This is a genomic window from Microbacterium sediminis (assembly GCF_004564075.1).
Taxonomy (GTDB): domain Bacteria; phylum Actinomycetota; class Actinomycetes; order Actinomycetales; family Microbacteriaceae; genus Microbacterium; species Microbacterium sediminis.
This window is the reverse complement of record NZ_CP038256.1, coordinates 564,737-588,157: the sequence shown is the minus strand read 5'-3', so window position 1 is coordinate 588,157 and position 23,421 is coordinate 564,737. Positions and strand designations below refer to the sequence as shown.

18 protein-coding genes are annotated in these 23,421 nt (G+C 72.6%); 6 read left to right on the top strand and 12 right to left on the bottom strand.

Translation table 11 applies throughout. From position 1 onward, the window contains the following. Positions 1 to 81 precede the first annotated feature (81 nt). Entirely contained in the window at positions 82 to 1,038 is a 957-nt protein-coding gene (locus tag E3O41_RS02855; protein ID WP_067027562.1) for a PhnD/SsuA/transferrin family substrate-binding protein, read from the bottom strand. Positions 1,039 to 1,248: 210 nt separating this feature from the next. Here E3O41_RS02855 and E3O41_RS02850 point away from each other — a divergent pair, with 210 nt between their 5' ends. Together E3O41_RS02850 and E3O41_RS02845 are read left to right on the top strand one after the other, a co-directional pair. After that, entirely contained in the window at positions 1,249 to 1,599 is a 351-nt protein-coding gene (locus E3O41_RS02850; protein WP_067027564.1) for a YrdB family protein, read from the top strand. Continuing rightward, positions 1,596 to 2,957 carry an FAD-binding oxidoreductase gene (locus tag E3O41_RS02845; protein WP_067027566.1) on the top strand — a complete coding sequence of 454 codons (1,362 nt, stop codon included), beginning with the start codon at positions 1,596 to 1,598 and terminating at the stop codon, positions 2,955 to 2,957. Before E3O41_RS02850 ends, E3O41_RS02845 begins: the two co-directional genes overlap by 4 nt. 617 nt (positions 2,958 to 3,574) lie before the next feature. Here E3O41_RS02845 and E3O41_RS02840 read toward each other — a convergent pair. From E3O41_RS02840 to E3O41_RS02820, 5 genes are all read right to left on the bottom strand, one after another. Next, positions 3,575 to 4,453 (bottom strand): ROK family protein, encoded by an 879-nt coding sequence (locus E3O41_RS02840; protein ID WP_067027568.1) that lies wholly within the window; start codon positions 4,451 to 4,453, stop codon positions 3,575 to 3,577. Continuing rightward, positions 4,450 to 5,400, bottom strand: coding sequence for a carbohydrate ABC transporter permease (locus E3O41_RS02835; RefSeq protein ID WP_067027570.1), 951 nt, complete (start codon positions 5,398 to 5,400; stop codon positions 4,450 to 4,452). Before E3O41_RS02835 ends, E3O41_RS02840 begins: the two co-directional genes overlap by 4 nt. After that, entirely contained in the window at positions 5,397 to 6,347 is a 951-nt protein-coding gene (locus E3O41_RS02830; RefSeq protein ID WP_240482471.1) for a carbohydrate ABC transporter permease, read from the bottom strand. The genes E3O41_RS02835 and E3O41_RS02830 overlap by 4 nt, the downstream gene beginning before the upstream one ends. Positions 6,348 to 6,419: 72 nt before the next feature. Next, on the bottom strand, positions 6,420 to 7,685 hold the full coding sequence (locus E3O41_RS02825) for an extracellular solute-binding protein (RefSeq protein WP_067027572.1): 1,266 nt from the start codon (positions 7,683 to 7,685) through the stop codon (positions 6,420 to 6,422). An 80-nt stretch (positions 7,686 to 7,765) separates the two neighbouring features. Then, on the bottom strand, positions 7,766 to 8,899 hold the full coding sequence (locus tag E3O41_RS02820) for an ROK family transcriptional regulator (RefSeq protein WP_244927262.1): 1,134 nt from the start codon (positions 8,897 to 8,899) through the stop codon (positions 7,766 to 7,768). A gap of 133 nt (positions 8,900 to 9,032) precedes the next feature. On the opposite strand from E3O41_RS02820, the gene E3O41_RS02815 reads away from it, so the two are divergent. Further along, positions 9,033 to 10,481 carry a family 20 glycosylhydrolase gene (locus tag E3O41_RS02815; RefSeq protein ID WP_135011988.1) on the top strand — a complete coding sequence of 483 codons (1,449 nt, stop codon included), beginning with the start codon at positions 9,033 to 9,035 and terminating at the stop codon, positions 10,479 to 10,481. A gap of 169 nt (positions 10,482 to 10,650) precedes the next feature. Here E3O41_RS02815 and nagB read toward each other — a convergent pair whose 3' ends face one another. Then, complete coding sequence (gene nagB, locus E3O41_RS02810) at positions 10,651 to 11,430, bottom strand: glucosamine-6-phosphate deaminase (protein ID WP_067027575.1); 780 nt, start codon at positions 11,428 to 11,430, stop codon at positions 10,651 to 10,653. A gap of 224 nt (positions 11,431 to 11,654) precedes the next feature. On the opposite strand from nagB, the gene E3O41_RS02805 reads away from it, so the two are divergent. Both E3O41_RS02805 and E3O41_RS02800 read left to right on the top strand, forming a co-directional pair. Continuing rightward, positions 11,655 to 13,115: a L,D-transpeptidase family protein gene (locus E3O41_RS02805; RefSeq protein WP_162303963.1), complete on the top strand. Its 1,461-nt coding sequence runs from the start codon at positions 11,655 to 11,657 to the stop codon at positions 13,113 to 13,115. Positions 13,116 to 13,153: 38 nt separating this feature from the next. Beyond that, positions 13,154 to 13,606 (top strand): GNAT family N-acetyltransferase, encoded by a 453-nt coding sequence (locus tag E3O41_RS02800; protein WP_067027578.1) that lies wholly within the window; start codon positions 13,154 to 13,156, stop codon positions 13,604 to 13,606. Positions 13,607 to 13,728: 122 nt separating this feature from the next. Here the strand turns inward: E3O41_RS02800 and E3O41_RS02795 are convergent, their stop codons facing one another. Continuing rightward, positions 13,729 to 15,543: an ABC transporter ATP-binding protein gene (locus tag E3O41_RS02795; RefSeq protein ID WP_067027580.1), complete on the bottom strand. Its 1,815-nt coding sequence runs from the start codon at positions 15,541 to 15,543 to the stop codon at positions 13,729 to 13,731. Then, on the bottom strand, positions 15,540 to 17,441 hold the full coding sequence (locus E3O41_RS02790) for an ABC transporter ATP-binding protein (protein WP_067027582.1): 1,902 nt from the start codon (positions 17,439 to 17,441) through the stop codon (positions 15,540 to 15,542). Before E3O41_RS02790 ends, E3O41_RS02795 begins: the two co-directional genes overlap by 4 nt. A gap of 482 nt (positions 17,442 to 17,923) precedes the next feature. On the opposite strand from E3O41_RS02790, the gene E3O41_RS02785 reads away from it, so the two are divergent. After that, complete coding sequence (locus tag E3O41_RS02785) at positions 17,924 to 19,768, top strand: gamma-glutamyltransferase family protein (protein ID WP_067027584.1); 1,845 nt, start codon at positions 17,924 to 17,926, stop codon at positions 19,766 to 19,768. Here the strand turns inward: E3O41_RS02785 and E3O41_RS02780 are convergent. The 3 genes from E3O41_RS02780 to purH all read right to left on the bottom strand — a co-directional run bounded on the left by E3O41_RS02780 (position 19,750) and on the right by purH (position 23,420). Continuing rightward, positions 19,750 to 20,256, bottom strand: coding sequence for a methylated-DNA--[protein]-cysteine S-methyltransferase (locus E3O41_RS02780; RefSeq protein WP_067027586.1), 507 nt, complete (start codon positions 20,254 to 20,256; stop codon positions 19,750 to 19,752). The genes E3O41_RS02785 and E3O41_RS02780 overlap by 19 nt on opposite strands. Next, positions 20,249 to 21,712 carry an AlkA N-terminal domain-containing protein gene (locus E3O41_RS02775; protein WP_067027588.1) on the bottom strand — a complete coding sequence of 488 codons (1,464 nt, stop codon included), beginning with the start codon at positions 21,710 to 21,712 and terminating at the stop codon, positions 20,249 to 20,251. Before E3O41_RS02775 ends, E3O41_RS02780 begins: the two co-directional genes overlap by 8 nt. 100 nt (positions 21,713 to 21,812) lie before the next feature. Beyond that, complete coding sequence (gene purH, locus E3O41_RS02770; protein ID WP_135011984.1) at positions 21,813 to 23,420, bottom strand: bifunctional phosphoribosylaminoimidazolecarboxamide formyltransferase/IMP cyclohydrolase; 1,608 nt, start codon at positions 23,418 to 23,420, stop codon at positions 21,813 to 21,815. Position 23,421: the final 1 nt, after the last annotated feature.

Genomic DNA, 23,421 nt, shown 5'->3' with positions numbered 1-23,421 from the left:
ACTTCATTCCGTGTGGTGTGCGGGTAACGCGGGATACGGATGATGGGGGCCGCGGGACTCCGCGACCCCCATCAGGATCGATCAGGCCTGGCAGGCCTCGACCTCGTCGGCGACCTCTTCGCAGACGGTGCGGATCGAGTCGTAGTACGCGTCGTCCACGCCCTCGAAGCCGAACCAGCCCTCCTTGAGGAAGTCGTTGAGCTCGATGCCGTGCGCGGTCAGGGTCTCCTGCGTCGAGCCGGCGATCTCGTCGACCAGCGCGTCCTTGACCTCCTGCGGCAGGGCGGCCTGCATGACGATCGGCGCGGCGGGGACGAGGTAGCGGTCGACCTCGACGAGGTCACCGGCCTCGATCAGCGGGTCGGCGTCGATGTCCTGCGCGAAGCCGACCATGCACTCGGTGCCCTCGGCGACCTTGAGCGCGTTGAGGTCGTGCGAGCCGCCCTCGGGGGCGAGCACGTTCTCCGGCGCGACCTCGACGCCCGCGGCCTTGAGCTGCGAGGCGGGGATGGCGCGACCCGAGGTCGAGGTGGGGTTCACGAAGCAGACGGGCTCGTCGGCGAAGTCCTCGATCGTCGAGCCGTCCCACTCGGGGTTGGCGATGGCGACCGAGTAGTAACCGGCGGCGGCGCCCTCCTCGGTGATCTGCGCGCCGATGGGCTCGATCTGTGCCTCGGCGGCCTGCGCCTGGTAGTAGGTGAACGCCGAGATCTGGGCGACGTCGATCTGGCCCGAGGCCAGGCCCTGCACGACGGCGGTGTAGTCGGTGGCCGGGAAGAACTCGACCTCCTTGCCGGTGATGGCGCCGATCCACTCGGCGATCGGCTCGGCGTCCTGGTCGGCGCCCTCGTGGTCGGGGAGGGTGGCGAAGACGATCGTGTTCTCGTCCTTGGCGAAGGTGCCCTCGTCCGCGGCGGGGGCGTCCGAGGCGCCGCCCGCGGGCTCCTCGGCGGCGGTGCTGCTCGAGCAGCCGGCGAGGGCGGCGATCAGCGCGACGCCCGCGAAGGCGGTCGCAAGGCGGGGGTGACGAAGACGCATGTGAGCGGCCTTTCTGTGGGCAGCGCGGTGCGCACCGGCCCAGCTGTGGGTGTTTCGGGAACAGGGCGAACCTAGGAACCGCCGGTATCCCGTGTGGGTCACCCCGGGGTGACGCGTGTGACCGGCCGGTGAACACTGGGTATATCGCCCGGCCGTGCGGCGCGGCCTCGCCCCCGGGGCCCCGGGGCGCCCGGATCTAGACTGGAACCCATGTCGTCTCCCGAACGCCCCCGCATCACCGCGCTCGACGTGCTGCGCCTCCTGTCGGAGATCGTCGCCGTCGCGATCCTTCTGATCTGGGGCTTCGTGGCGTGGCCGTTCGCCTGGAACATCCTGTTCGGCCTGCTGGCGCCGGCGCTGGCGATCCTCGTGTGGGCGCTGTTCGTCTCGCCGAAGGCCGTGTTCGCAGTGCACCCGTTCGTGCGGGCGCTCGTGGAGCTGCTCGTGTTCCTCTCGGCCACCATGGCGCTGTGGGATCTCGGCCTCGGCTGGGGCGGTCTCGTCTTCGGTGTCGCGGCGGTGGTGATCGGCGTGCTGCACGGCCGGCGGGCGCTGGCGTGAGCGACGTCCTCTCGCTGCTCCGAGAGGCGCTCGGCCCGCGGGTCGACACGTCCCCCGAGTCCCTCGACGCCGCGCGCGCCGACCGCTCCGGGCACGTCGCCGAGGGCCGCCCGATCGCCGTCGTGTACGCCGAGTCGGTCGAGGACGTGCAGGCGACGCTGCGGATCGCCTCGGCCACGGCGACGCCCGTGGTCACGCAGGGAGCCCGCACGGGGCTGGCGGGAGCGGCGAACGCCGGCGCGGGCGAGATCGCCCTCTCGGTGCGCCGCATGACGCGAATCCTCGAGGTGCGGCCGGACGATCTGCTCGCGGTGGTCGAGCCCGGCCTCCTCAACGCGGAGCTCAACGCGCAGCTCGCGGCGTACGGGCTGTGGTGGGCGCCCGATCCCGCCAGCCGCGACATCGCGACGGTCGGCGGCAACATCGCCACGGGCGCGGGCGGGCTGCTGTGCGCCAAGTACGGCGTCGTGCGCGATGCCGTGCTGGGGCTCGACGTGGTGCTCGCCGACGGGCGCCTGGTTCGTCTGGGGCATCGCAGCGTGAAGGGCGTGACGGGCCTCGACCTCACCGCGCTGATGATCGGCTCCGAGGGCACGCTCGGCGTGGTCGTCGGCGCGACCCTCAAGCTGCGACGCCTCGTCCCCGGCGATGTGTGCACGGTGGCCGCGACCTTCCCCTCCGTGCGCGCCGCGGCGGCGGGCTCGGCGGCGGTGACCGCGGCGGGGCTGCAGCCGGCGATCATGGAACTGCTCGATGCGGCCTCGCTCGACGCGATCCACCGCCACCTCGGCCTGCTCGCTCCCCTGGCGGGCGCCTCGCAGCTGACGGTGCAGACCGACGGCCCGGCCGCGCGCGAGGAGGCCGACGCCGTCGCCGCCGTGCTCACCGGCGCGGGCGGCACGGTCGCCGTCACGCACGACCGCGCCGAGGGCGAGCGGCTGTTTGCGGTGCGCCGCGCCCTGCTGCCCTCGCTGCAGGCCACGGGCACGGTGCTCGTCGAGGACGTGTCGGTGCCGCGCAGCCGGATGCCGGAGATGTTCGACGAGATCGTGCGCATCGAGCGCGAGTACGGCGTCGCGATCCCCACGGTGGCGCACGCCGGCGACGGCAACCTGCACCCGAACTTCATCTACACCGGTGACGCCGTGCCCGAGGTGGTCTGGGCGGCCGCCGACGATCTGTTCCGCGCGGCGATCCGCCTCGGCGGCACGCTCACGGGCGAGCACGGCATCGGCGTGCTGAAGGCGCGCTGGCTGGCCGACGAGCTCGGCGACGATCAGTGGGAGCTGCAGCGCCGCATCACGCGCGTCTTCGACCCCCAGGGCATCCTCAACCCCGGCAAGGTCTTCACCCGCTGAACCCGGGGCTGGGGCCGCAACCCCGGGACCGCGGTTTCGACTCCGGCCGCTTCGCGGCCTCCGCTCAACCCGTCTCCGCTGCGCGCTTCGCGCTCCGGTCGACGAGCCGTCACCCGTACGGCCCGAATCCCGCGCGGGCAACGACCCCCACGGCTCGTCGAGCGAGCGCAGCGAGCCGAGACGAGGGCCCCTGGAGCCCGAGGCTCCGCGCGTCGCGAATGCGACGTGTGGAGGGGCGACAGGGCCGAGCGCAGCGCGCAGCGCGGAGTCGAGAGCGTACCCGCCGCAAAGCCGCGGGGGCCGCGGTTTCGACTCCGGCCGCTTCGCGGCCTCCGCTCAACCCGTCTCCGCTGCGCGCTTCGCGCTCCGGTCGACGAGCCGTCACCCGTACGGCCCGAATCCCGCGCGGGCAGCGACCTCCGCGGCTCGTCGAGCGAGCGCAGCGAGCCGAGACGGCTCGAGCGCAGCGCGAAGCGCGGAGTCGAGAGCTACCCGCCGCAACCCCGGGATCACGGTTTCGACTCCGGCCGCTTCGCGGCCTTCGCTCAACCCGTCTCCGCTCCGCGCTTCGCGCTCCGGTCGACGACCCGTCACCCCACCGCGAAGCGCTGCGCCGCTCAGCCGGCGAGGAGGGCCGCGCCGAGCGCGCCCGGGTGCGCGTCGGCGGGGAGCAGCTCCACCCGGTCCTCGAGCCGCAGCGACGAGAGGAACGGCGAAGCCGCGGCGCTCGTGCGCAGCTCCTCGCGCACGGCATCACGCAGCGGCGCGCCGATGCGCGAGACGCCGCCGCCGAGCACGACCGCGACCGGATCGACCGCCAGCGCGAGCGCGCGCACCGCGGCGGCCACCCCCCGCACCACGTCGTCGCGGATCTCCGCCGCGTCGGGATCGCCCGGGGCCGCCGCGAACACCTCGCGCACGGGGTGCTCGCGGCCGCGCCGCCACCGCTGCGCGATCGCCCAGCCGGCGGCGAGCGTCTCGATGCAGCCGCGCTGCCCGCAGGGGCAGGACCGCCCGTTCGGATCGACCGAGAGGTGCCCGATCTCGCCGGCCGTCCCCCCGGAGCCGCGCAGCGGACGGCCGTCGATCACGATGCCGGCGGCGATGCCGGTGCCGAGGTTCAGGTAGGCCAGCGGCCCGTCGCCGCCGCGGAGCGCGTGCACGCCGACGGCCGCGGCGTTCACGTCGTTCTCCAGGCGCGTGGGCAGGCCGGTGCGCGCCGACACCGCGCCCGCCAGATCGAGCGCCGTGACGCCGAGGTTGACGGCGTTGCGCACCACGCCGCCCTGCACCTGCCCCGGGGTGCCGATGCCGACGCCCGCGGGCGCGACCCCCGCGCGCACGGCGCCGATCGCCTCGAGCACGCCGGCCAGCACGCCCGCCTCGCCGCGCACGGTGTCGCGGCGCACGCGCGCGAGCTCCGCGCCGTCCGGACCGATCGCGACGGCCTCGACCTTGGTGCCGCCCACGTCGACGCCGATGCGCGCAGCGGTCATCCCTTCACCGCGCCCGAGACCAGTCCCCCGGTCATGCGCCCCTGCACGATGAGGAAGAAGATGACGACGGGGATGCAGATGAGCGTGGACGCGGCCATCACCGCGCCGTAGTTGGTGGCCTCGGTGGCGGACTGGAACGAGTTGAGCCAGGCCGGGAGGGTGAGGTTGTGGCCCTTCATGAGCAGCAGCGCCATGAGGAACTCGTTCCACGACTGCATGAACGCGAAGATGCCCGTCGAGACCAGCCCCGGCGCGAGCAGCGGGAACGTGATGCGCCAGAACGCGCCGGGCTTCGAGCAGCCGTCGATCTGCGCGGCCTCCTCGAGCTCCGCCGGCACGCCCGCGACGAACCCGCGCAGGGTCCAGATCGTGAACGGGATCACGGCGGCCGTGTGCACGAGGCTCAGCCCGATCAGGGTGTTCATGAGGTGCATGTCGTCGATCAGGTTGTAGACCGTGAACATCATGCCCTCGCCCGGGATCATCTGGACCACGAGGATCGCGACGATGAAGGCCTTGCGACCGCGGAACTGGAACCGGGCCAGCGCGATCGAGGCGACGAACGCGATCAGCAGCGCCGCGAGCACCACGATGATGACGATCGTCAGGCTCATCCGCATGGCGTTCGGGAAGTCCGTCTGGCCCTGGTTGGCGGGGCGCGTCCACGCGGTGATGTAGTTCACGAAGGTCGGCTCGCGCGGGATGAGCGACTGGTCGCGCGCGACGATCTGGTCGCCGGGCGTGAACGAGAGGTTGATCATCCAGTACACCGGGAACGCGGAGCACACGAACACGACCACCGCGATGAGGTTGTACCCGACGCGCGCGAAGGGGCTGCGCACGCGGCCGAGCGGCTGCGCCTTGGGCCGCTTCGCGGGCGGGGCGACGATCGCGACGGTCTCGGGAACGACGGCGGCGGGCGCCTTGGGCACGATGACCGAGCTCACGACTCGTCCTCCTTGAGGAGCATCCGGATGTTGTACCAGCTGATCGCGAGCATGATCAGCACGAAGAGCATGCCGATGGCGCTCGTCGCGCCGAACTCGCCGATGCCCTGGCGGAAGAGGTAGACGGGCAGCACGTTCGTCTCGCTGGCGATGCCGCCGCGGCTCTGCAGCGCGAACACCTGGGTGAACAGCTTCATGTTCCAGATGATCTGCAGGATCAGCAGCCCGGCCAGCACCGGGCGCACGGCGGGCAGGATCACGCCCCAGAACCGGCGCCAGCCGCCCGCGCCGTCGATCTCGGCGGCCTCCAGCGTCTCGCGCGGGATCTGCCCGAGCGCCGCGTACGTCGTGAAGGCGACGAACGGGATCGCTCCCCACACCACGATGATCGTGACGATCATCATGAACGACAGCGGGTTGAGCAGCCACGGATGGTTGTGGAAGGTGTTGCTCTGGGTCACCTCGTTGAGCGCCCAGTTGACGACGCCGTACTGCGTGTCGAAGATGAAGCCCCAGATGACGCTGGCCGTCAGCGGCGGGATCGCCCAGGCCAGCAGCAGCCCCACCGACACGAGCAGCCGCATGCCGGTGCGCAGCTTCGTCAGCAGCAGCGCGATGAGCACGCCGCCGATCATGATGCCGGTCGTGGTGACGACCATGAGCGCGAGGGTGCGGCCGAGCGTCGCGAGGAACTGGTCGTCGGTGATGACGTCGATGTAGTTGTCGAACCACACGAACTCGGGCGCCGTGCCCTGGATCTTGTGACGCACCTGGTAGTCGGTGAACGACTGCCAGATCATCATCACGAGCGGGTAGCCGGTGAGCAGTCCGATGAGGGCGATCGAGGGCGCCAGCAGCGTCCACGACGAGATCGCGTCGCGGCGCCGTCGGCGCCGCTCGCGCTCCTCCGGGGTCGGTCGCCGGGTCTCGGCGGTGATCGTCGTCACGTGGTCTCGCTTCCTCGCGGGTGGGGCGGGGAGGCCGGGCGGGCGCACGCTGCGCCCGCCCGACCGGGGTGATCAGCCGTTGAGGATGTCCTCGATCTGGGCGTCGAGCTCCTCGGCGACCGCGGCGGTGTCCTCGCCCTGCGCGATGCGCGTGAGGGCGTCCTGGATGATCAGGCTGGACTCGACCTCGGCCCAGTTCGGCGACGTCGGCACACCGCGCGAGTTGGCCAGCGCCTCGGCCTGCGCCTGGGCGACCGGGGTGTCGGGCAGCTTGTCGCTCGACGACAGCAGCGCCGGGGTGAGCCCGCCCTCGGCCAGGAGGTCCTGGTAGCCCTCGGAGAGCATGATCTTCACGACCTCCTTGGCCTTGTCCTGGTTCTGCGACAGCGCGGCGACGCCGAGGTTCGATCCGCCGGCGAAGATCGGGGCGGTCGTGCCCTCCTCCAGGCCCGGCAGCGCGAAGGCGCCCAGGTCCTTGCCGAAGGTGTCGGGGCAGCCGGGCACCTCCGCGTCGGCCTCGGCGAGGATCGACCACTGCATCCACGCGGGCGCCGAGAGGAACGCGGTCTCGCCGGCACAGAACGGCACGTTCGCGTCGGTCTCGAGGGCGTCGGCCGGGGCGTTGTTGGCCTCCGAGTAGACCTTCTGCAGCAGCTTCAGGCCCTCCTGCGACTCGGGGCTCGAGAACTGCGCGTCCCACTCGTCACCGTCCTGCACCGCGATCTCGCCGCCGTGCGCCCAGACGTACGGGAGCATGTTGTACCAGTCGCGGCCGGGGGCGTAGATGCCCGAGACGGTGTCGGTGCGGTAGGCGATGCCCTGCTCGACGTACTCCTCGAGCGTGGTGGGCAGGTTCGCGGCGTCGACGATCGACGGCGAGTAGAACACCACGCGACCGCCGGCGTAGTACGGGGCGGCGTAGAACGTGCCGTCGTAGGTGCCCGCCTCGACGAGGCCCGCGTTCAGCTCGCCGAGGTCGCCCTCGACGTCGCTGAGGTCGGCGAACAGGCCCTGATCGATGAAGCCGATCGCCTGCGTGTTGCCCACCTCGACGACGTCGGGGGTGTCGTTCGACTGGAGCGCGGCGACGTAGGTCTCGCCCACATCGGCCCACTGCTTCTCCTCGAGGTTGAGGGTCCAGCCCTCGTTCTCCGACTCGAACGTGTCGATGAGGTAGTCCCGCGCCGTCTGGGGCGTGTCGGTGCCGACGATCCAGACGGTGATCTCGCCGGAGTCGGCCGAGCCGCCGTCGCCGCCCGAGGTGCCGCCGCCGCAGCCGGCGAGGGCCAGCGAGCCCGCGCCCAGCAGGGCGACGCCTGCCAGTGCCTTCTTCTTCATGTGACCATTCCTAACTTCCGTGGTGGGGATGGGGTGGTGCTGCTGTGCACAGGGGCTCCGTCGCCCCGTGTGGGGCCCCGCTACGAGACCCCGAGCTCGCCGCGCAGGACCATGACGAGCGCGCCCTTGAGCACGATGTCGTCGCCCTGCGCGGACATCCGGACCCGCACGTCGTCGTGGAGCAGCGTGCGGTGCCGAAGCGTGGTGACGGCCGTCTCGCGCAGGACGCCGTCGAGGTAGGCGGCCGGGCCGGCCACGACGATCTCGTCGAGATCGAGGGCGCCGACGACCGGGGCCAGCGCGATCCCGAGCCGCTCGCCCGCGTCGCGCAGCACCTCGTCGCGCTCGGCGCCCTCGGCGATCCGGCTGTCGAGGTACCGGATCGACAGCCACGACTCCAGGCAGCCTCGGCGGCCGCAGCCGCACTCCGGGCCCTCGTCGGTGCCGACGGTGACGTGGCCGATCTCGCCGGGCGAGAAGCGGCTGCCCTGCGCGAGGCCGCCGCGGATGAACACCCCGGCGCCGACGCCTCGGCCGACCTTGACGAGCATGAAGTCGTCGCCGGCCCCGCCGAGGGTGTGCTCGGCGAGGGTGGCCGCGTCGGCGTCGTTGACCACGTGCACGGGCGCGGGAAGCTCCGCGCCGAGCAGGCGCTGCAGCGGCAGGTCGGTCCACCCGATGTTCGGTGCCGTGACGACCACGCCCTCGGGCGAGATCACGCCGGGCGAGGCCACGCCCACGCCGAGCACGCGGGCCGTTGCGGCGCCGATCAGCTCCGCGGCGAGCGCACGCACCGCCGTGCGGGCGGCCTCGCCGTCGCGATCGGGCGGGCGCGGCACGCTGCGGCGGGCGATCACCGTGCCGGCCAGGTCCATCACGGCGCCGCGGTACTCCCCCGATTCCGACAGGTCCAGGGCCACGCACTGCAGGCCGGTGCGGTCGAGATCGACGAGGATCGCGGGCTTTCCCGGGCGCCCGTCGGGGCGGGTGCCGTGCTCGGTGACGATGCCGGCGTCGATCAGCTCGGCCACGAGGTCCGAGACGGTCACGCGCGTGAGGCCCGTCGCGCGGGCCACGTCGGCGCGGCTCATCGCCCCGCCGTGGAAGATCGTCGACGCGACCAGAGCGCGGTTGTGGGCGCGGGCGTGCTCGGGCAGCACCTTGCCGCGACGCCCCGTGGACGCCGGTCGGGACATCGCTCCGAGCTCGGACATGTTTGTTAGCAGACCTTACGAACCCGTCGGGGCACAATCCCGTGTCGCAATTTGAAAGGAAAGTTTACAAATCCGTAATCAGGCCATGAACGCGGCGTGACGGTGCCGTGCGGCGCGTGCTACGGTCCCAGCCATGCCGCTCGCCGTCCTCCCCTGGCCCGCCTCCGTCAGCCCGCTCGACGCGCCGCCCCTGCGCCTCTCCCCCGCCGCCGCGACCCGCTCCGCGGCCGCCGCGCAGGTCGTGGCCGAGGCGGAGCGCCGCGTCGACCCCACCCTGGCCGCGGAGGCGTACGCGCTGCGCGTCACCGCGGCCGGGGCGACGCGGACGGCGGCCACCGAGGCCGGCTTCTTCTACGCGAAGCAGACGCTGCGCCAGCTCGTCGACGCGGACGCCGAGGGGCCCTTCGTGCCCGCCGTCGAGATCCGCGACGAGCCGCGCTTCGCCTACCGGGGTGTCATGCTCGACGTGGCCCGCCACTTCCACCCGGTCTCGACGATCGAGGCGGTGATCGATCGGACCGCGGCGCTGAAGTTCAACGCCCTGCACCTGCACCTCACCGATGACCAGGGCTGGCGCCTGGCGCTCGACCGGCACCCCGAGCTCGCCGCCGAGGGCTCGGCGACGTCGATCCTGGGCGACCCCGGCGGCTTCTACACGCGCGACGACTACATGCGCATCGTGGAATATGCGGCGGAGCGTCACCTGATCGTCGTGCCGGAGTTCGACCTGCCCGGCCACACCCACGCCCTCAGCCTGAGCCACCCCGAGCTGTCGGCCGAACCCGTGCTCAGCGACCACATGAGCGAGGTGCACGCGATGTTCCCCGGCCAGCGGGAGCTTCCGGCGCGCGGCGTGCCCTACATCGGCGCGGCCGTGGGATTCTCGTCCTTGCGGGCCGACGCCCCCGGTCTCGAGCCGTTCCTGCGCGAGGTGCTGGGCGAGATCGCGGAGCTCACCCCCGGCCCCTACCTGCACATCGGCGGCGATGAGGCCCTCGGCACGAGCCGCGAGGACTTCCGCGCCGTCGTCGGGCTGGCCACGCGCATCGTCGCCGAGACGGGCAAGACGCCCGTGGCCTGGCACGAGGCGGGCGATGCCCCGCTGCCGCGCGGCAGCGTCGGCCAGTACTGGGGCTTCGTCGCTCCCGCCGACGGCGCCGACGAGAAGGCGCGCGCCTTCGTCGCGAACGGCGGATCGCTCATCCTCTCGCCCGCGGATGCAATCTACCTCGACATGAAGTACGACGAGTCGACGCCGATCGGCCTGCGCTGGGCGAACGGCCCCACGAGCGTCGAGCGCTCCTACCGCTGGGAACCCGCCGACGTCATCGCCGGCGTGCCCGAGGAGGCGATCCTCGGCGTCGAGGCGCCGCTGTGGACCGAGACCGTGCGCGACCTGGCCGCGATCGATCTGCTCCTGTTCCCGCGCATCTGCTCGGCCGCCGAGGCCGCGTGGTCGCGTCCGGTGGGCACCCCCGAGCGCACGTGGGAGTCGTTCCGATCACGCGTGGGGCGGCTCGGCCCGCTGTGGGACGAGGCCGGCATCGGCTACCACCGCTCGCCGGAGATCGACTGGGCCTGAGCGCGCCGCTCTCGACTCCGGCCCCTTCGGGGCCTCCGCTCGAGCCGTCTCCGCTCGCTTCGCTCGGTCGACGAGCGCGGGTGGTCGCGGCTCGTCGACCGCAGCGGCGCAGCCGCGAAGCGGAGACGGGTCGAGCGAACGAAGTGAGTCGAGACCGTGCCTGGAGGCGTCAGATGACCTGCCAGGCGGGCTTGTTGTCGTAGGTCCAGCGGTAGTAGTCGGCGTAGCGCAGGCGCGAGGCGGCGGCCTCGTCGATCACCACGGTCACGCGCGGGTGCAGCTGGATCGCCGAACCGGGCAGCGACGCCGTCAGCGGGCCCTCCACGGCGCCGGCCACGGCGTCGGCCTTGCCCTCGCCGAAGGCCAGCAGCACGAGGTGACGGGCCTCGAGGATGGTGCCGAGCCCCTGGGTCACGCAGTGCATCGGCACGTCGTCGATCGAGTCGAAGAAGCGCGCGTTGTCCTCGCGGGTCTGCTGCGTGAGGGTCTTCACGCGGGTGCGCGAGGCGAAAGACGACCCGGGCTCGTTGAAGCCGATGTGGCCGTCGGTGCCGATCCCGAGGATCTGCAAGTCGACGCCGCCGGCCTCCGCGATCGCCGCCTCGTAGCGCTCGCCGGTGGTCTCGATGCCCTCGGGCGATCCGTCCGGCACGTGGATGCGGTCGGGGTCGAGGCCGAGGGGCTCGACCACCTCGCGCGTGATCACGGAGCGGTAGCTCTCGGGGTGGGCGGGATCGAGGCCGACGTACTCGTCGAGGGCGAAACCGCGCACGCGGGAGACGTCGGCCCCCGCAAGCGCGGTGCCGAGGGCCTCGTAGACCGGCAGCGGCGTCGACCCGGTCGCGAGCCCCAGGACCGCATCGGGCCGGGAGCGCACCAGCCGCGCGATCGCCTCCGCCACGAGCTGACCGGCCTGCTGCTTACCGGAGACGATGACGACCTCGGCCATTGCGTTCCTTCCTCGACGTCGCACGCGGGGCTCCCCGCGCTCCGATCCTCTCATCCCGGTCGAACCCCTCTGTCCGGGGCTGCATGGGCACCCTCCGGACAGGGCGCGATCGTCGCAAGATCGTGATTCCCCGCCCTCCTCAGGCGCGCCCGGCGGACCTACCATTGACAGACCGGTACACTCCTGCGCCCACAGGCGCGGCGGGACCACACGGGGGGACACACATGACCGACCTCGCGACGAAGCCGATCGACTCGGCGGACGACGGGGCCACGACGGCTCTCGACGCAGCGGCGTTCGACGCGGGCGCGCACGAGCCGGAGAAGCGCAGCCGCAAAGGCCTGTGGCTCGGCCTGGGCATCCCCGCCGGACTCATCGCCGCGGGCGCCGCCGTCGCCGCCGCGATCCTCATCGCGCCCGGCGTCGTCGTAGCGGGCGCCCCCGTCGGCTTCCACACCGTGGGCACCGCCGCCGACGCGATCGCGAAGCGCGTGGCCGACGCCGAGGTCACGGTGGGCGGCGTCACGCTCACGGGCGCCGAGATCGGCGCCTCCGTCGACGCGAAGGCCGCCGCCGAGCAGGCCTTCTCCGAGCACCCGCTGTGGAACGTCGGCGCCTGGAACCCCGAGGGCATCGAGGCGCCCGTCACGATCGACGCCGAGGTGGCGACCGAGGCGCTCGAGACGGCCGCCCCCGAGCTGTTCGTGGAGCCCGTCGACGCACAGGTCGTGTTCGAGTCCACCGCCTACGTCACGGTCCCGGCCGAGCCGGGCTCCGGCCCCGACTTCGACGCCCTCGCGGCCGACCTCAGCGCGGCCCTCGCCGCCGGGGACGACGCGATCTCCGTCGAGGTCGGCACCGTCGAGGTCCCCGCCGCGGTCACCACGGCGGCCGCCGACGAGTTCGCCGCCGCGCTCAACGCGCAGGCCGCGGACGCCGGCTTCTACCTGGGCGACAAGCGCGCCGAGGAGCTGCCGCTGCAGACCATCGCCGGGTGGACGACGATCGAGGCCGACCCCGCGACGGGCGGCTTCGTCGTGACCGCCGACACGGCCAAGATCGAGCAGTCGATCACCGATCTGCCCGAGCGGGTGAACCAGGACGTCGTCGACGAGAAGGTCGTCACGAACTCGGCCGGCACGCACCTGCGCGTGATCCAGGAGGGCCAGGACGGCTTCGGGATCACGAGCACCGACGGCCTCGCCGACCAGATCGCCGCCTCGCTGCAGGAGGGCGACCTGCGCTTCGAGCTCGAGGGCGAGGTCGTGCCTTACCAGACGCAGGAGCTGTTCCGCCGCGTCGTGGTCGACAAGAGCGACGGCATGACGTACTCGTACGAGAACGGCCAGCTGGTGCGCTCCGACCCGATCGCGCTCGGCACGGGCGGCATCTACGAGACGCAGAACGGCAACTTCACGGTCTACGGCCAGCTCACCATCCAGCACATGGGCTCGTGCGACGCGAACGGCAACTTCGTGCCCGGCGGCAAGTTCGACTACTGCACGGGCAACGTGCCCTGGGTGACGTATTTCAACGGCGACCAGGGCTTCCACGGCACGTACTGGCACAGCAACTTCGGCCCGGGCGCCCGCATGAGCCACGGCTGCGTCAACATGACCATCGAGGCCGCGAAATTCATGTACTACTTCGCGCAGACCGGCACCGAGGTCACCGTCCAGAACTGACCGGCCCGCGGGGCCCGCGCATCCCCTACCCTGTGGATATGACGGAACTGCGCCTCGAGGAGCTCTCCGCCGGCACGATCGTCGCGGTGAACAACCTGTCCCTCCGACCGGGGCAGGAGGAGTTCCTCGCGCCGGTGTCGTACGGCATCGCCGCCACCGTGCTCGATCCGCGCACCACGTGGCAGCGCGTCGTGCTCGACGGCGACGAGGTGGTCGCCTTCATCAGCGCGAACTTCGACCCGGAATCCCCCGTCGACCTGTTCGACTCGGTGCTGTGGCGCATCAACGTCGACGCCGACGACCAGGGTCGCGGCATCGGCCGCTTCGCCGTCGGCGCGCTGGTCGACGAGGCCCGCTCGCGGGGCCTCGACCACGTCAACGTCATCTACGAGCCCGGCGAGGGCGGCCCGGAGGCGTTCTTCCTGCGTGTGGGCTTCGCGCCGGTCGGCGAGACCGAGTACGGTGAGGTAGTCGCGGCGATCCGCTTCTGACCGCCGCGCCCTCCGCACCCGACTTCAGGCCGTGTGTTCGCGCGCGTCCTGGCTCCGACCGGCGGCGGGGTCTCGTATCCCCCTCCCCCAACGAGACTCCGTCGCCGCTTTTCCCCGCCGGATCAGACGAGCGACTCGCGCCAGGCGGCGTGCAGCTGCGCGAACTTGCCCGTGCCGGCGATCAGCGTCTCGGGTGCGCCGTCCTCGATGATCCGGCCGTGCTCCATGACGAGCACGCGATCGGCGATCGCGACGGTCGAGAGCCGGTGCGCGATGATGATCGCCGTGCGATCGGCCAGCAGCGTCTGGAGCGCCTCCTGGATCGCCCGCTCCGACGGGATGTCGAGCGACGCCGTCGCCTCGTCGAGGATGAGCACCGCCGGGTTCGCGAGGAACGCCCGCGCGAACGAGATCAGCTGGCGCTGGCCCGCCGAGACGCGGCCGCCGCGCTTGTTGACGTCGGTGTGGTACCCGTCGGGGAGGCTGCGGATGAAGCCGTCGGCACCCACAGCCTCGGCCGCGGCGACGATCTCGTCGAGCGAGGCGTCCGGGCGGCCGAGCGCGATGTTGTCGGCGACCGTGCCGCTGAACAGGTACGCCTCCTGCGTGACCATGACGATCGCGCGGCGCAGGTCGCGGGCGTCGAGCTCGCGCAGGTCGACGCCGTCGAGCATGACGCGCCCCTCGGTCGGGTCGTAGAAGCGCGAGACGAGCTTGGCGAGCGTCGACTTGCCCGCGCCCGTCGTGCCCACGAGGGCGACCGTCTGCCCGGCCGGGATGTCGAGCGTGAACTCCGGCAGGATCGTGCGGCCGGCGCCGTAGCCGAAGGTCACCTCGTCGAGCACCACGTGACCGCGCGCGTCGGGCAGCGGCGTCGGGTGCGTCGGGTCGGGCACCGTGGGCTCCACCTCGAGCACGCCCGACACCTTCTCGAGCGCGGCGGCGGCCGCCTGGAACGAGTTGAGGAACATCGCCACGCCCTGCAGCGGCAGGAAGAAGTTGCGGGTGTAGAGCACCACCGTCAGCAGCGCGCCCACGGTGAACTCGCCCCAGGTGATCCGCACGCCGCCCCACAGCACGACCGTGCCGATCGCGAAGGCCGAGATCGCCATGAGCCCCGGCTCGAACGTGCCGAAGATGCGGATGGAGCGCATGTTGGCGTCGCGGTAGTCGCTCGCGAGCTGCCCGAACTCCACCTCGTTGCGCGGCTCGGCGCGGAACGCCTTGCCCGCGCGGATGCCCGTCATCGTCTCGACGAACTTCACGATCAGGCGCGCGCTGGCGACGCGCGAGAAGCGGTATGCCTCCTGCGAGCGCTTGTAGAACCAGCGCATCAGCAGGGCCAGCGGGATGCCGGCGAGCAGGATGATCACGCTGGACTGCCAGTCCCAGATCGTCAGCGCGACGAGCGTGAAGACGCCGTAGAGCACGCCGTTGATGAGGTCGGTGAGGCCGCCGCCCAGCAACTCGCGGATCGTCTCGAGATCGCTCGTCTGGCGCGAGATGATGCGCCCCGAGGTGTAGGTCTCGTGGAACTCCATGCTCAGCCGCTGCGTGTGGCGGAACATGCGCGTGCGCAGCTCGAGCAGGATGTCCTGCGTCACGCGCGCGACGAGCACGTCGTACCACATCAGCAGCGCGGCGCCGAGGACGGCCGTGACGACGTAGGTGACCCCGACCACCCACGCGAGCGTCCAGTCGCCGCCATCGCGCACCGCCGGCAGGGCCTCGTTCAGGCCGAGCCCCAGCAGCGCGGGGCCCAGCACGCGCAGCGCGGTCTGCGCCACGACGACGATCGCCACGACCGCCACGCGGGCCTTCAGGGGCGCGATGAGGGAGCCCAGCAGCCGCAGCGACCGCCGGCGGATCGCCTTGGACTCCTCGCGCGTGTAGTCGGTGCGGTCCTCGCCGCCCACGCCGTGCACGGTGCCGCTCATCGCGCGTTCTCCTCGTCGTCGCGGTCCGCTCCTCGCGCGGACATCGCCTCCTGCACCGCCAGCAGATCGAGCTCCGAGGTCGGGTTCGGCGACATCAGCTCGCGCTCCTCCTGCACCTCGCGCTCGAAGCTGGAGATCACCGAGCGGTAGTGGTCGCTCGTGGCCATCAGCTCGCTGTGCGTGCCCACGGCGGTGATGCGCCCACCCTCGAGCAGCGCCACGCGGTCGGCGAGCGCCACGGTCGAGGGGCGATGGGCCACGATGAGCGCGGTGGTGGTGTCGAGCACCCGGCGCAGCTCGGTCTGCACGCGCTCCTCGGTGTCGACGTCGAGCGCCGACAGCGGATCGTCCATCACCAGCACGACCGGTCGCGCCGCGACCGCGCGGGCGAGCGCCAGCCGCTGGCGCTGGCCACCCGAGAGGCTCAGCCCCTCCTCGCCGATCTGCGTCTCCACGCCGTCGGGCAGATCGTCGACGAACGACGCCTGCGCGACATCGAGCGCCTCGCGCAGCACGCGCTCGGCCTCAGGCGAGGCGGGGTCGAGGTCATCCCGGCCCAGCAACACGTTCTCGCGCACCGACGCCGAGAACAGCGTGGCGTCCTCGAACGCCGTGGCGATGTGCCGGCGCAGCTCGACCAGCCGCAGGTCGCGCACGTCGACGCCGTCGAGCGTGACCCGCCCGCCCGTCACGTCGTACAGGCGCGTGGGGAGGGTGGTCAGGGTCGTCTTGCCCGATCCGGTGAGGCCGACGAGCGCCATCGTCTCGCCCGGGCGCAGGGACAGGTCGATCCCATTCAACAGGTCGGGCTCCGCCTCCCCGGCGTCCTGGTAGCGGAAGTGCACGCCCTCGAACGCGAGCGCGCCCCTCGGCTCGTCGATCGTGACGGGGTGCTCCGGATCGGTGATCGCGTTGTGCGCGTCGAACACCTCGAAGATGCGGTCGGTGGCGGTGCGCGCGTCGAGCAGGAAGGAGAAGAGGAAGCCGATCGACTCGATCGGCCACCGCAGCGTGGCGGCCATCGCGAAGAAGGCCACGAGCTGCGGCACGGTGACCTCGCCCTGCACCGCGAGCCAGATGCCCACGAGCAGCGAGACAGCGAACGACAGCTCCGGCATCAGCACGAGCCAGAAGTCGATGACGCCGATGGAGCGCGCCTTGCGCATCTCGATCTGGCGCAGGCTCTCGGCCTGGCGCACGAAGCTGCGCAGGGCGTGGCCGCCGCGGCCGAAGGCCTTCAGCACGCGGATGCCGTGCACCGACTCCTCGACGCTCGTGGCCAGGTCGCCCTGCTGATCCTGGCTCTGGCGCGAGAGCGACCCGTAGGTGCGCTCGAAGAGGAAGCCCTGGATCCACAGCGGCACGGCGGAGACGATGAAGATCACGCCGAGCAGCCAGTGCCACTGGAACAGCAGCACGTAGCCGATCACGATCGTGAGCATGTTGACCACGAGCATGATCAGACCGAACGCGGTCCAGCGGCGGATGAGGCCGATGTCCTGCATCATGCGGCTGAGCAGCTGCCCGCCCTGCCAGCGGTCGTGGAACTCGACCGGGAGGTGCTGCAGACGGTCGTAGAACGTGCGGCGGATCGTGAACTCCACCGACGTGGCCGGGCCGAGCACGAGCCAGCGGCGCAGGTACGAGAACCCGGCCTCCGCGAGCCCCAGCCCGAGCACGATGAGGGCGCCGCCGATCACCGCGGTGGTCGCGCCCGAGGCGATCGGCCCGGCGACCACCCACTCCAGCGTGATGGGGATGAGCAGGGCCACGACGGCGGCGCCGAGCGCGCTGAGGCCGCCGAGGCCGAGCCGGACGAGGACGGGGCGGGCGAACGTGAGCAGCCGGGCGAGCGCGCGCGGAGTCGACAGTCGTTGCGGGGAGGGCGTTGCGGACATGATCCTCGTTCGAGCGGAGCGCGGGAATGCGCGCGGAAGGCGCACGACGCAGCGGTGCGGGGGATGGTCGCGAACGCGACAGCCCTCCAGACTATGCCCCCGCTATGAACGCCTGCAACAGGCGCGTGGGGTCTCTGCCGCGGCCTCGACTCCGCGCCTTCGGCGCCGCGCGGCAGCAGAGATGAAGCCGCGGTCTCGACTCCGCGCCTTCGGCGCTGCGCTCGGCCCTGTCGTCCCTCCACACGTCGCATTCGCGACGCGCGGAGCCTCCAACTCCAGGGGCCCGGTCTCCGCTCCGGCGCTGCGCGCCCCCGGTCGACGAGCCGTGATCACCCGGGCTCGTGGAGCGCGCGAGCCGAGCAGCAACCACCCGGGCTCGTCGAGCGAGCGAAGCGAGCCGAGACGGCTCGAGCGAGGAGCGAAGCGACGAGTCGAGAGCTCGGGCCGCAACCCCGCCGCGCGGGCCTGCATAGGGTGGAGCCATGACGTACACGCCGCCGCAGCCGTTCACCACCCGCCCCGACCTCGCGGGGAGCTTCGGCATGGTCGGCTCGACGCACTTCCTCGCCAGCTCGGCGGCGATGGCGGTGCTCGAGCGCGGCGGCAACGCGTTCGATGCGTCGGTGGCCGGCGCGTTCGTGCTGCACGTGGTGGAGCCGCACCTGAACGGCCCGGGCGGCGACCTCGTCGCGATGTTCGCCACGGCCGAGGAGCCGGGGACGCCCGTCGTGCTCATGGGCCAGGGCCCGGCGCCCGCCGGCGCCACCCGCGAGCACTTCCTCGCCGAGGGGCTCGAGCTCGTGCCGGGGGCCGGCGCCCTCGCGGCCGCCGTCCCGGGCGCGGTCGATGCCTGGCTGCTGCTGCTGCGCGATCACGGCACGTGGGAGCTCGCCGAGGTGCTGGCCTTCGCGATCGGCTACGCGCGCCACGGCCACCCGATCGCGGCGGGCGCCGCGGCGGCGATCGATCGCGTCTCCGACCTCTTCCGCGAGCACTGGGCGACCTCGGCCGAGCTGTGGATGCACGGCGGTGCCGCCCCGGCCGGCGGCGACATCGTGCGCAACGAGGCCTACGCCGCGGTGCTCGATCGGCTCGTCCATGCCGGCGAGGGCGCCGGCACGCGCGAGGAGCGCGTCGACGCCGCCCGCCGCGCGTGGAAGGAGGGCTTCGTGGCCGAGGCGATCGATGCGTTCGTCCGCACGCCCCACCGCCACTCCCCCGGCACCGACCACGCGGGCGTGATCACGGCGGACGACATCGCGGCGTTCGACGCATCGTACGAGCCCGCCGTGACGCGCGAGTTCCGCGGCCACACGATCGCCAAGGCGGGCGCGTGGACCCAGGGGCCGGCGCTGCTGCAGGTCCTCGGCATGCTCGAGCCGCTCGACGACGAGCTGCTCGACCCGTCGCATCCTGACGGCGCCCACACGATTCTCGAGGCGATCAAGCTCGCCTTCGCCGACCGCGACGCCTCGTTCGGCGACGATCTCGACCCCGCCCGCCTCGCGCGGCTGCTGTCCGACGAATACCTCGCGCAGCGCCGCGCGCTCATCGGCGACACCGCCTCGACCGCGGTGCGCCCCGGGCTCGACGAGGCGCTGCCGCCGCTGCGCGAGACCTACACGCCGCCGGCCGGTGCCGCCGCCGGGGTGTTCGGCGAGCCCACCATGGCGCAGACCCGCGAGGAGCGGGACGCGCGACGCGACGGCGAGCCGGTGGTGATGCCCACCGGCGAGACGCGTGGCGACACCTGCCACATCGACGTGGTCGACCGCTGGGGCAACATCGTCTCAGCCACGCCGTCCGGCGGCTGGCTGCAGTCGTCGCCGACGATCCCGGAGCTCGGCTTCTGCCTCGGCACGCGGCTGCAGATGACGTGGCTCGAGGAGGGCCTGCCCTCCACGCTGCGACCGGGCAAGCGGCCGCGCACGACGCTCACGCCCACGCTCGTGCTGCGCGACGGCGCGGCCGTGACCGCGCTGGGCTCGCCGGGCGGCGACCAGCAGGACCAGTGGCAGCTGCTCTACCTGCTGCGCACGATCGTCGGCGGGTACACGCCCCAGCAGGCGATCGACGCGCCCGCGATCCATTCGACGTCGTTCCACGGCTCGTTCTGGCCCCGCACGTGGGAGCCGGCCGGCGCCGTGGCGGAGGACCGCCTCGGGGCCGACACGATCGCCGCGCTCAAGGCGCGAGGCCACCGCGTGACGGTCACGGGATCGTGGACGCAGGGCCGGCTCTCGGCCGTCACGCGCGACCCGGCCACCGGATGGCTGGGCGCGGCGGCGAACCCCCGCGGCGGCTACGGCTACGCCGTGGGGCGCTGAGCCGCCTCGCGCCGCAGCAGCGAGCGCTTGACGTCGAGGCCCCAGGCGAAGCCGCCGAGGGAGCCGTCGCCGCGCAGCACGCGGTGGCAGGGCACGAACAGCGCCGGGGCGTTGCGGGCGCAGATCGACGCCGCGGCTCGCACCGCGCTCGGCGCGCCGAGGGCCGCGGCGAAGTCGGTGTAGCTGAGCGGGGCCCCGGGCCGGATGCGGCGCAGCGCCTCCCAGCCGCGCGCCTGCAGCGCGGTGGCGCGCTGCCGCACCGCGACGGTGTCGATCGCGGCGAGATCGCCGTCGTAGTACGCGCGGACGGCCTCGCCCGCGCCGGTCTCGCCGTCGCGCACCGCGGCCGGCCGCAGCGACGCATGGATGCGCCCCAGCACCGCCGCCCGATCGTCCGTCCATCCGGAGGCGAGGACGGCGCCGTCTGCGGCGACGAGCGTGAACGGGCCGTCGGCCGTGTCGATGGTCTCGATGACGGCATCAGACATGGGTGTTCTCCTTCGGTGGGGCGGCCAGGCGCCACAGGTGCATCGACAGGTAGGAGCGCCACGGGGCCACGCGCTCGCCCCAGGCGACCAGGCCCGCCGGATCGGCCGGCACGCCCGCGGCCGCGGCACCCGCGCGCAGCGCCACGTCGCCGGGCAGCAGCACGTCGGGGTCGCCGCTGACCCGCATGCGCACGTAGTCGGCGGTCCAGGGCCCGATGCCGGGCAGCGCGAGCAGCGACGCGCGCTGCTGCGCCGGATCGTCCGCTCCCGTGAGCACCACCTCGCCCGACGCCAGCGCGCCGGCCACCGCGACGATCGCGCGGATGCGCGCCGCCGGTCCGCGGAGGACCTCGTGGCCGCGCTCGGCGATCGCCGTCATGGTGGGAAACAGCAGCCGCTGCTCCCCCGCGAGCTCGACGCGCTCGCCGAGCGCCTCGACGAGGCGGGTGAGGTGGGTGCGGGCGGCGGGCACGCTGATCTGCTGGCCGATCATGGCGCGGATCAGCATCTCGTGCGGATCGGCGGCGCCCGGGAGCCGCATGCCCGGCACCGCGCGCACGTGGGGCGCGAGCTCGGAGTGGGCGGCGAGGGCCGCGTCGACCGCGTGGGGATCGGCATCGAGGTCGAACAGGCGGCGCACGCGCGAGACGAGCGCGGCGAGATCCCCCGGGTGCTGCAGCCGGGCCTCCAGGCGCACGCGCGCGCCCTCGGTGCGGACGCGGAACCAGGCGGCGCCGCGCGGCATCCGCAGGGTCCGGGCGAACGATGTCGCGCTCGCCTCCTCCATGCCGGGAAGGGCGCGCGCCCCCATCCACGCGAACAGGCCCGCGGCGTCGAAGGGCGCGCGCACCGGCAGCGCCAGGTCGATCCCGGTGGCCACCGGCCCGCCGCGGCGGCGGGCGCGCAGCTCGAGGGGCGTCATCGCGAACACCTCGCGCAGGGTGTCGTTGAACTGCCGCACGCTGGCGAACCCCGCCGAGAACGCGACGTCCGTCGCTGGCAGGTCGGTGCCCACGAGCAGCAGGCGCGCCGTGTGCGCGCGGTGGGCCCGCGCGAGCGCCAGCGGGCCGGCGCCGAGCTCCGCCGTGAGCAGCCGGGTCAGGTGCCGGCTGGAGTATCCGAGCCGCGCCGCGAGCCCCGCCACGCCCTCGCGCTCCACCACGCCGTCGGCGATGAGGCGCATCGCGCGCGCCGCCACGTCGCCGCGCAGGTTCCACTGCGGCGACCCCGGCGCCGCCTCGGGCAGGCAGCGCTTGCACGCCCGATACCCCGCCTCGTGCGCCGCGGCGCTCGTCGGGTAGAACGTCACGTTCGACGGCTTCGGCGTGCGGGCGGGGCAGCTCGGCCGGCAGTAGATGCCGGTCGAGCGCACCGCCGTGACGAACTGCCCGTCGAAGCGGGCGTCACGCGCATCGATCGCGCGGTACCGCTCCTCGAACGTCATCGCCAGGGTCATGTCCCCAGCCTGTCACGCCACCCCACCCCGCCCTCGCGGGAATCGGACATCGCGGCCCGCGGCCGCTCCGCCGCAGATGATGCGACCGCCGCAACCGGCCTCAGTGGAAGAAGTGGCGCTCGCCCGTGAAGTACATCGTGACGCCGCGCTCGTTCGCGAGGGCGATCGTCTCCTCGTCGCGCACCGAGCCACCGGGCTGGATGATGACGCGGACGCCGGCGTTCATGAGCACCTCGGGGCCGTCCGAGAACGGGAAGAACGCGTCCGAGGCGGCGATCGATCCCTCGGCCCGGTCGCCGGCCCGCTCGACGGCCAGCTTGCACGAGTCCACGCGGTTGACCTGACCCATGCCGATCCCCACCGTGGCGGCGTTCTTGGCGAGCACGATGGCGTTCGACTTGACCGCGCGGCACGCCTTCCAGGCGAACACGAGGTCCTCGAGGCGCACGTCCTCGGGCTTCTCGCCGGCGACGAGCTGCCACTTCTCGGGGATGGCCTCGATGTTGCGATCGAACAGGTCGGCGTCCTGCAGCAGCAGGCCGCCCGACACGAGGCGAACGTCCATGCGCTCCTGCTGCCAGTCGTCGGGCAGCTGCAGCAGGCGGAGGTTCTTCTTCTCCTTGAAGACCTCGAGCGCGGCCGGCTCGAAGCCGGGGGCCACGATCACCTCGGTGAAGATGTCGCGCAGGTTCTCGGCCATCTTCAGGGTGACGGTGCGGTTGGCCGCGATGACGCCGCCGAACGCCGACAGCGGGTCGCACTCGTGCGCGCGCAGGTGGGCGGAGGCGATCGGGTCGAGGGCCTTCGGGTCGGCGACCGCGATGCCGCACGGGTTGGCGTGCTTCATGATCGCCACGGCTGGCTTGACCATGTCGTACGCGGCGCGCAGGGCGGCGTCGGCGTCGACGTAGTTGTTGTACGACATCTCCTTGCCCTGCAGCTGCGTGGCCTGGGCGATGCCGTGACCGCCCACCCGCGAGTAGATCGCGGCACGCTGGTGCGAGTTCTCGCCGTAGCGCAGGTCGCTGATCTTCTCGGCCTGGATGGTGAGGTGATCGGGCAGCACCGCCTCGCCCGTGAGGGTCTCCTCCGCGAACCACTGGGCCACGGCGGTGTCGTACGTGGCGGTGTGCGCGAACGCGCGCGCGGCGAGCTCGCGGCGCTCGGCGAGGGTGGTGCCGCCGCGGCCGATCGCCTCGATCACCGACGGGTACGACTCGGGGCCCACGACAATCGCGACGTTGGCGAAGTTCTTGGCCGAGGCGCGCACCATCGCGGGGCCGCCGATGTCGATCTGCTCGACCACGTCGTCGCCGGTCGCGCCCGAGGCGACGGTCTGGACGAACGGGTACAGGTTGACGACGACGAGCTCGAAGGGCTCGATGCCGAACTCGGCCAGCTGGCTCTCGTGGTGCTCGAGGCGCAGGTCGGCGAGCAGACCGCCGTGCACGTGCGGGTGCAGCGTCTTGACGCGCCCGTCGAGCATCTCCGGGAAACCGGTCACGGCCGCGGCGTCGGTGACCGCGTGGCCCGCGTCGCGGATCATCGCGGCGGTCGAGCCGGTTGAGACGATCTCCACGCCCGCCTCGGCGAGCGCGCCGGCCAGCTCGAGAAGGCCGGTCTTGTCGCTCACCGAGATGAGGGCCCGACGGATCGGCACCACATCGCGTTCGCGGTACAGCGAGGGGTCGTGACGGGGACCGGCCATG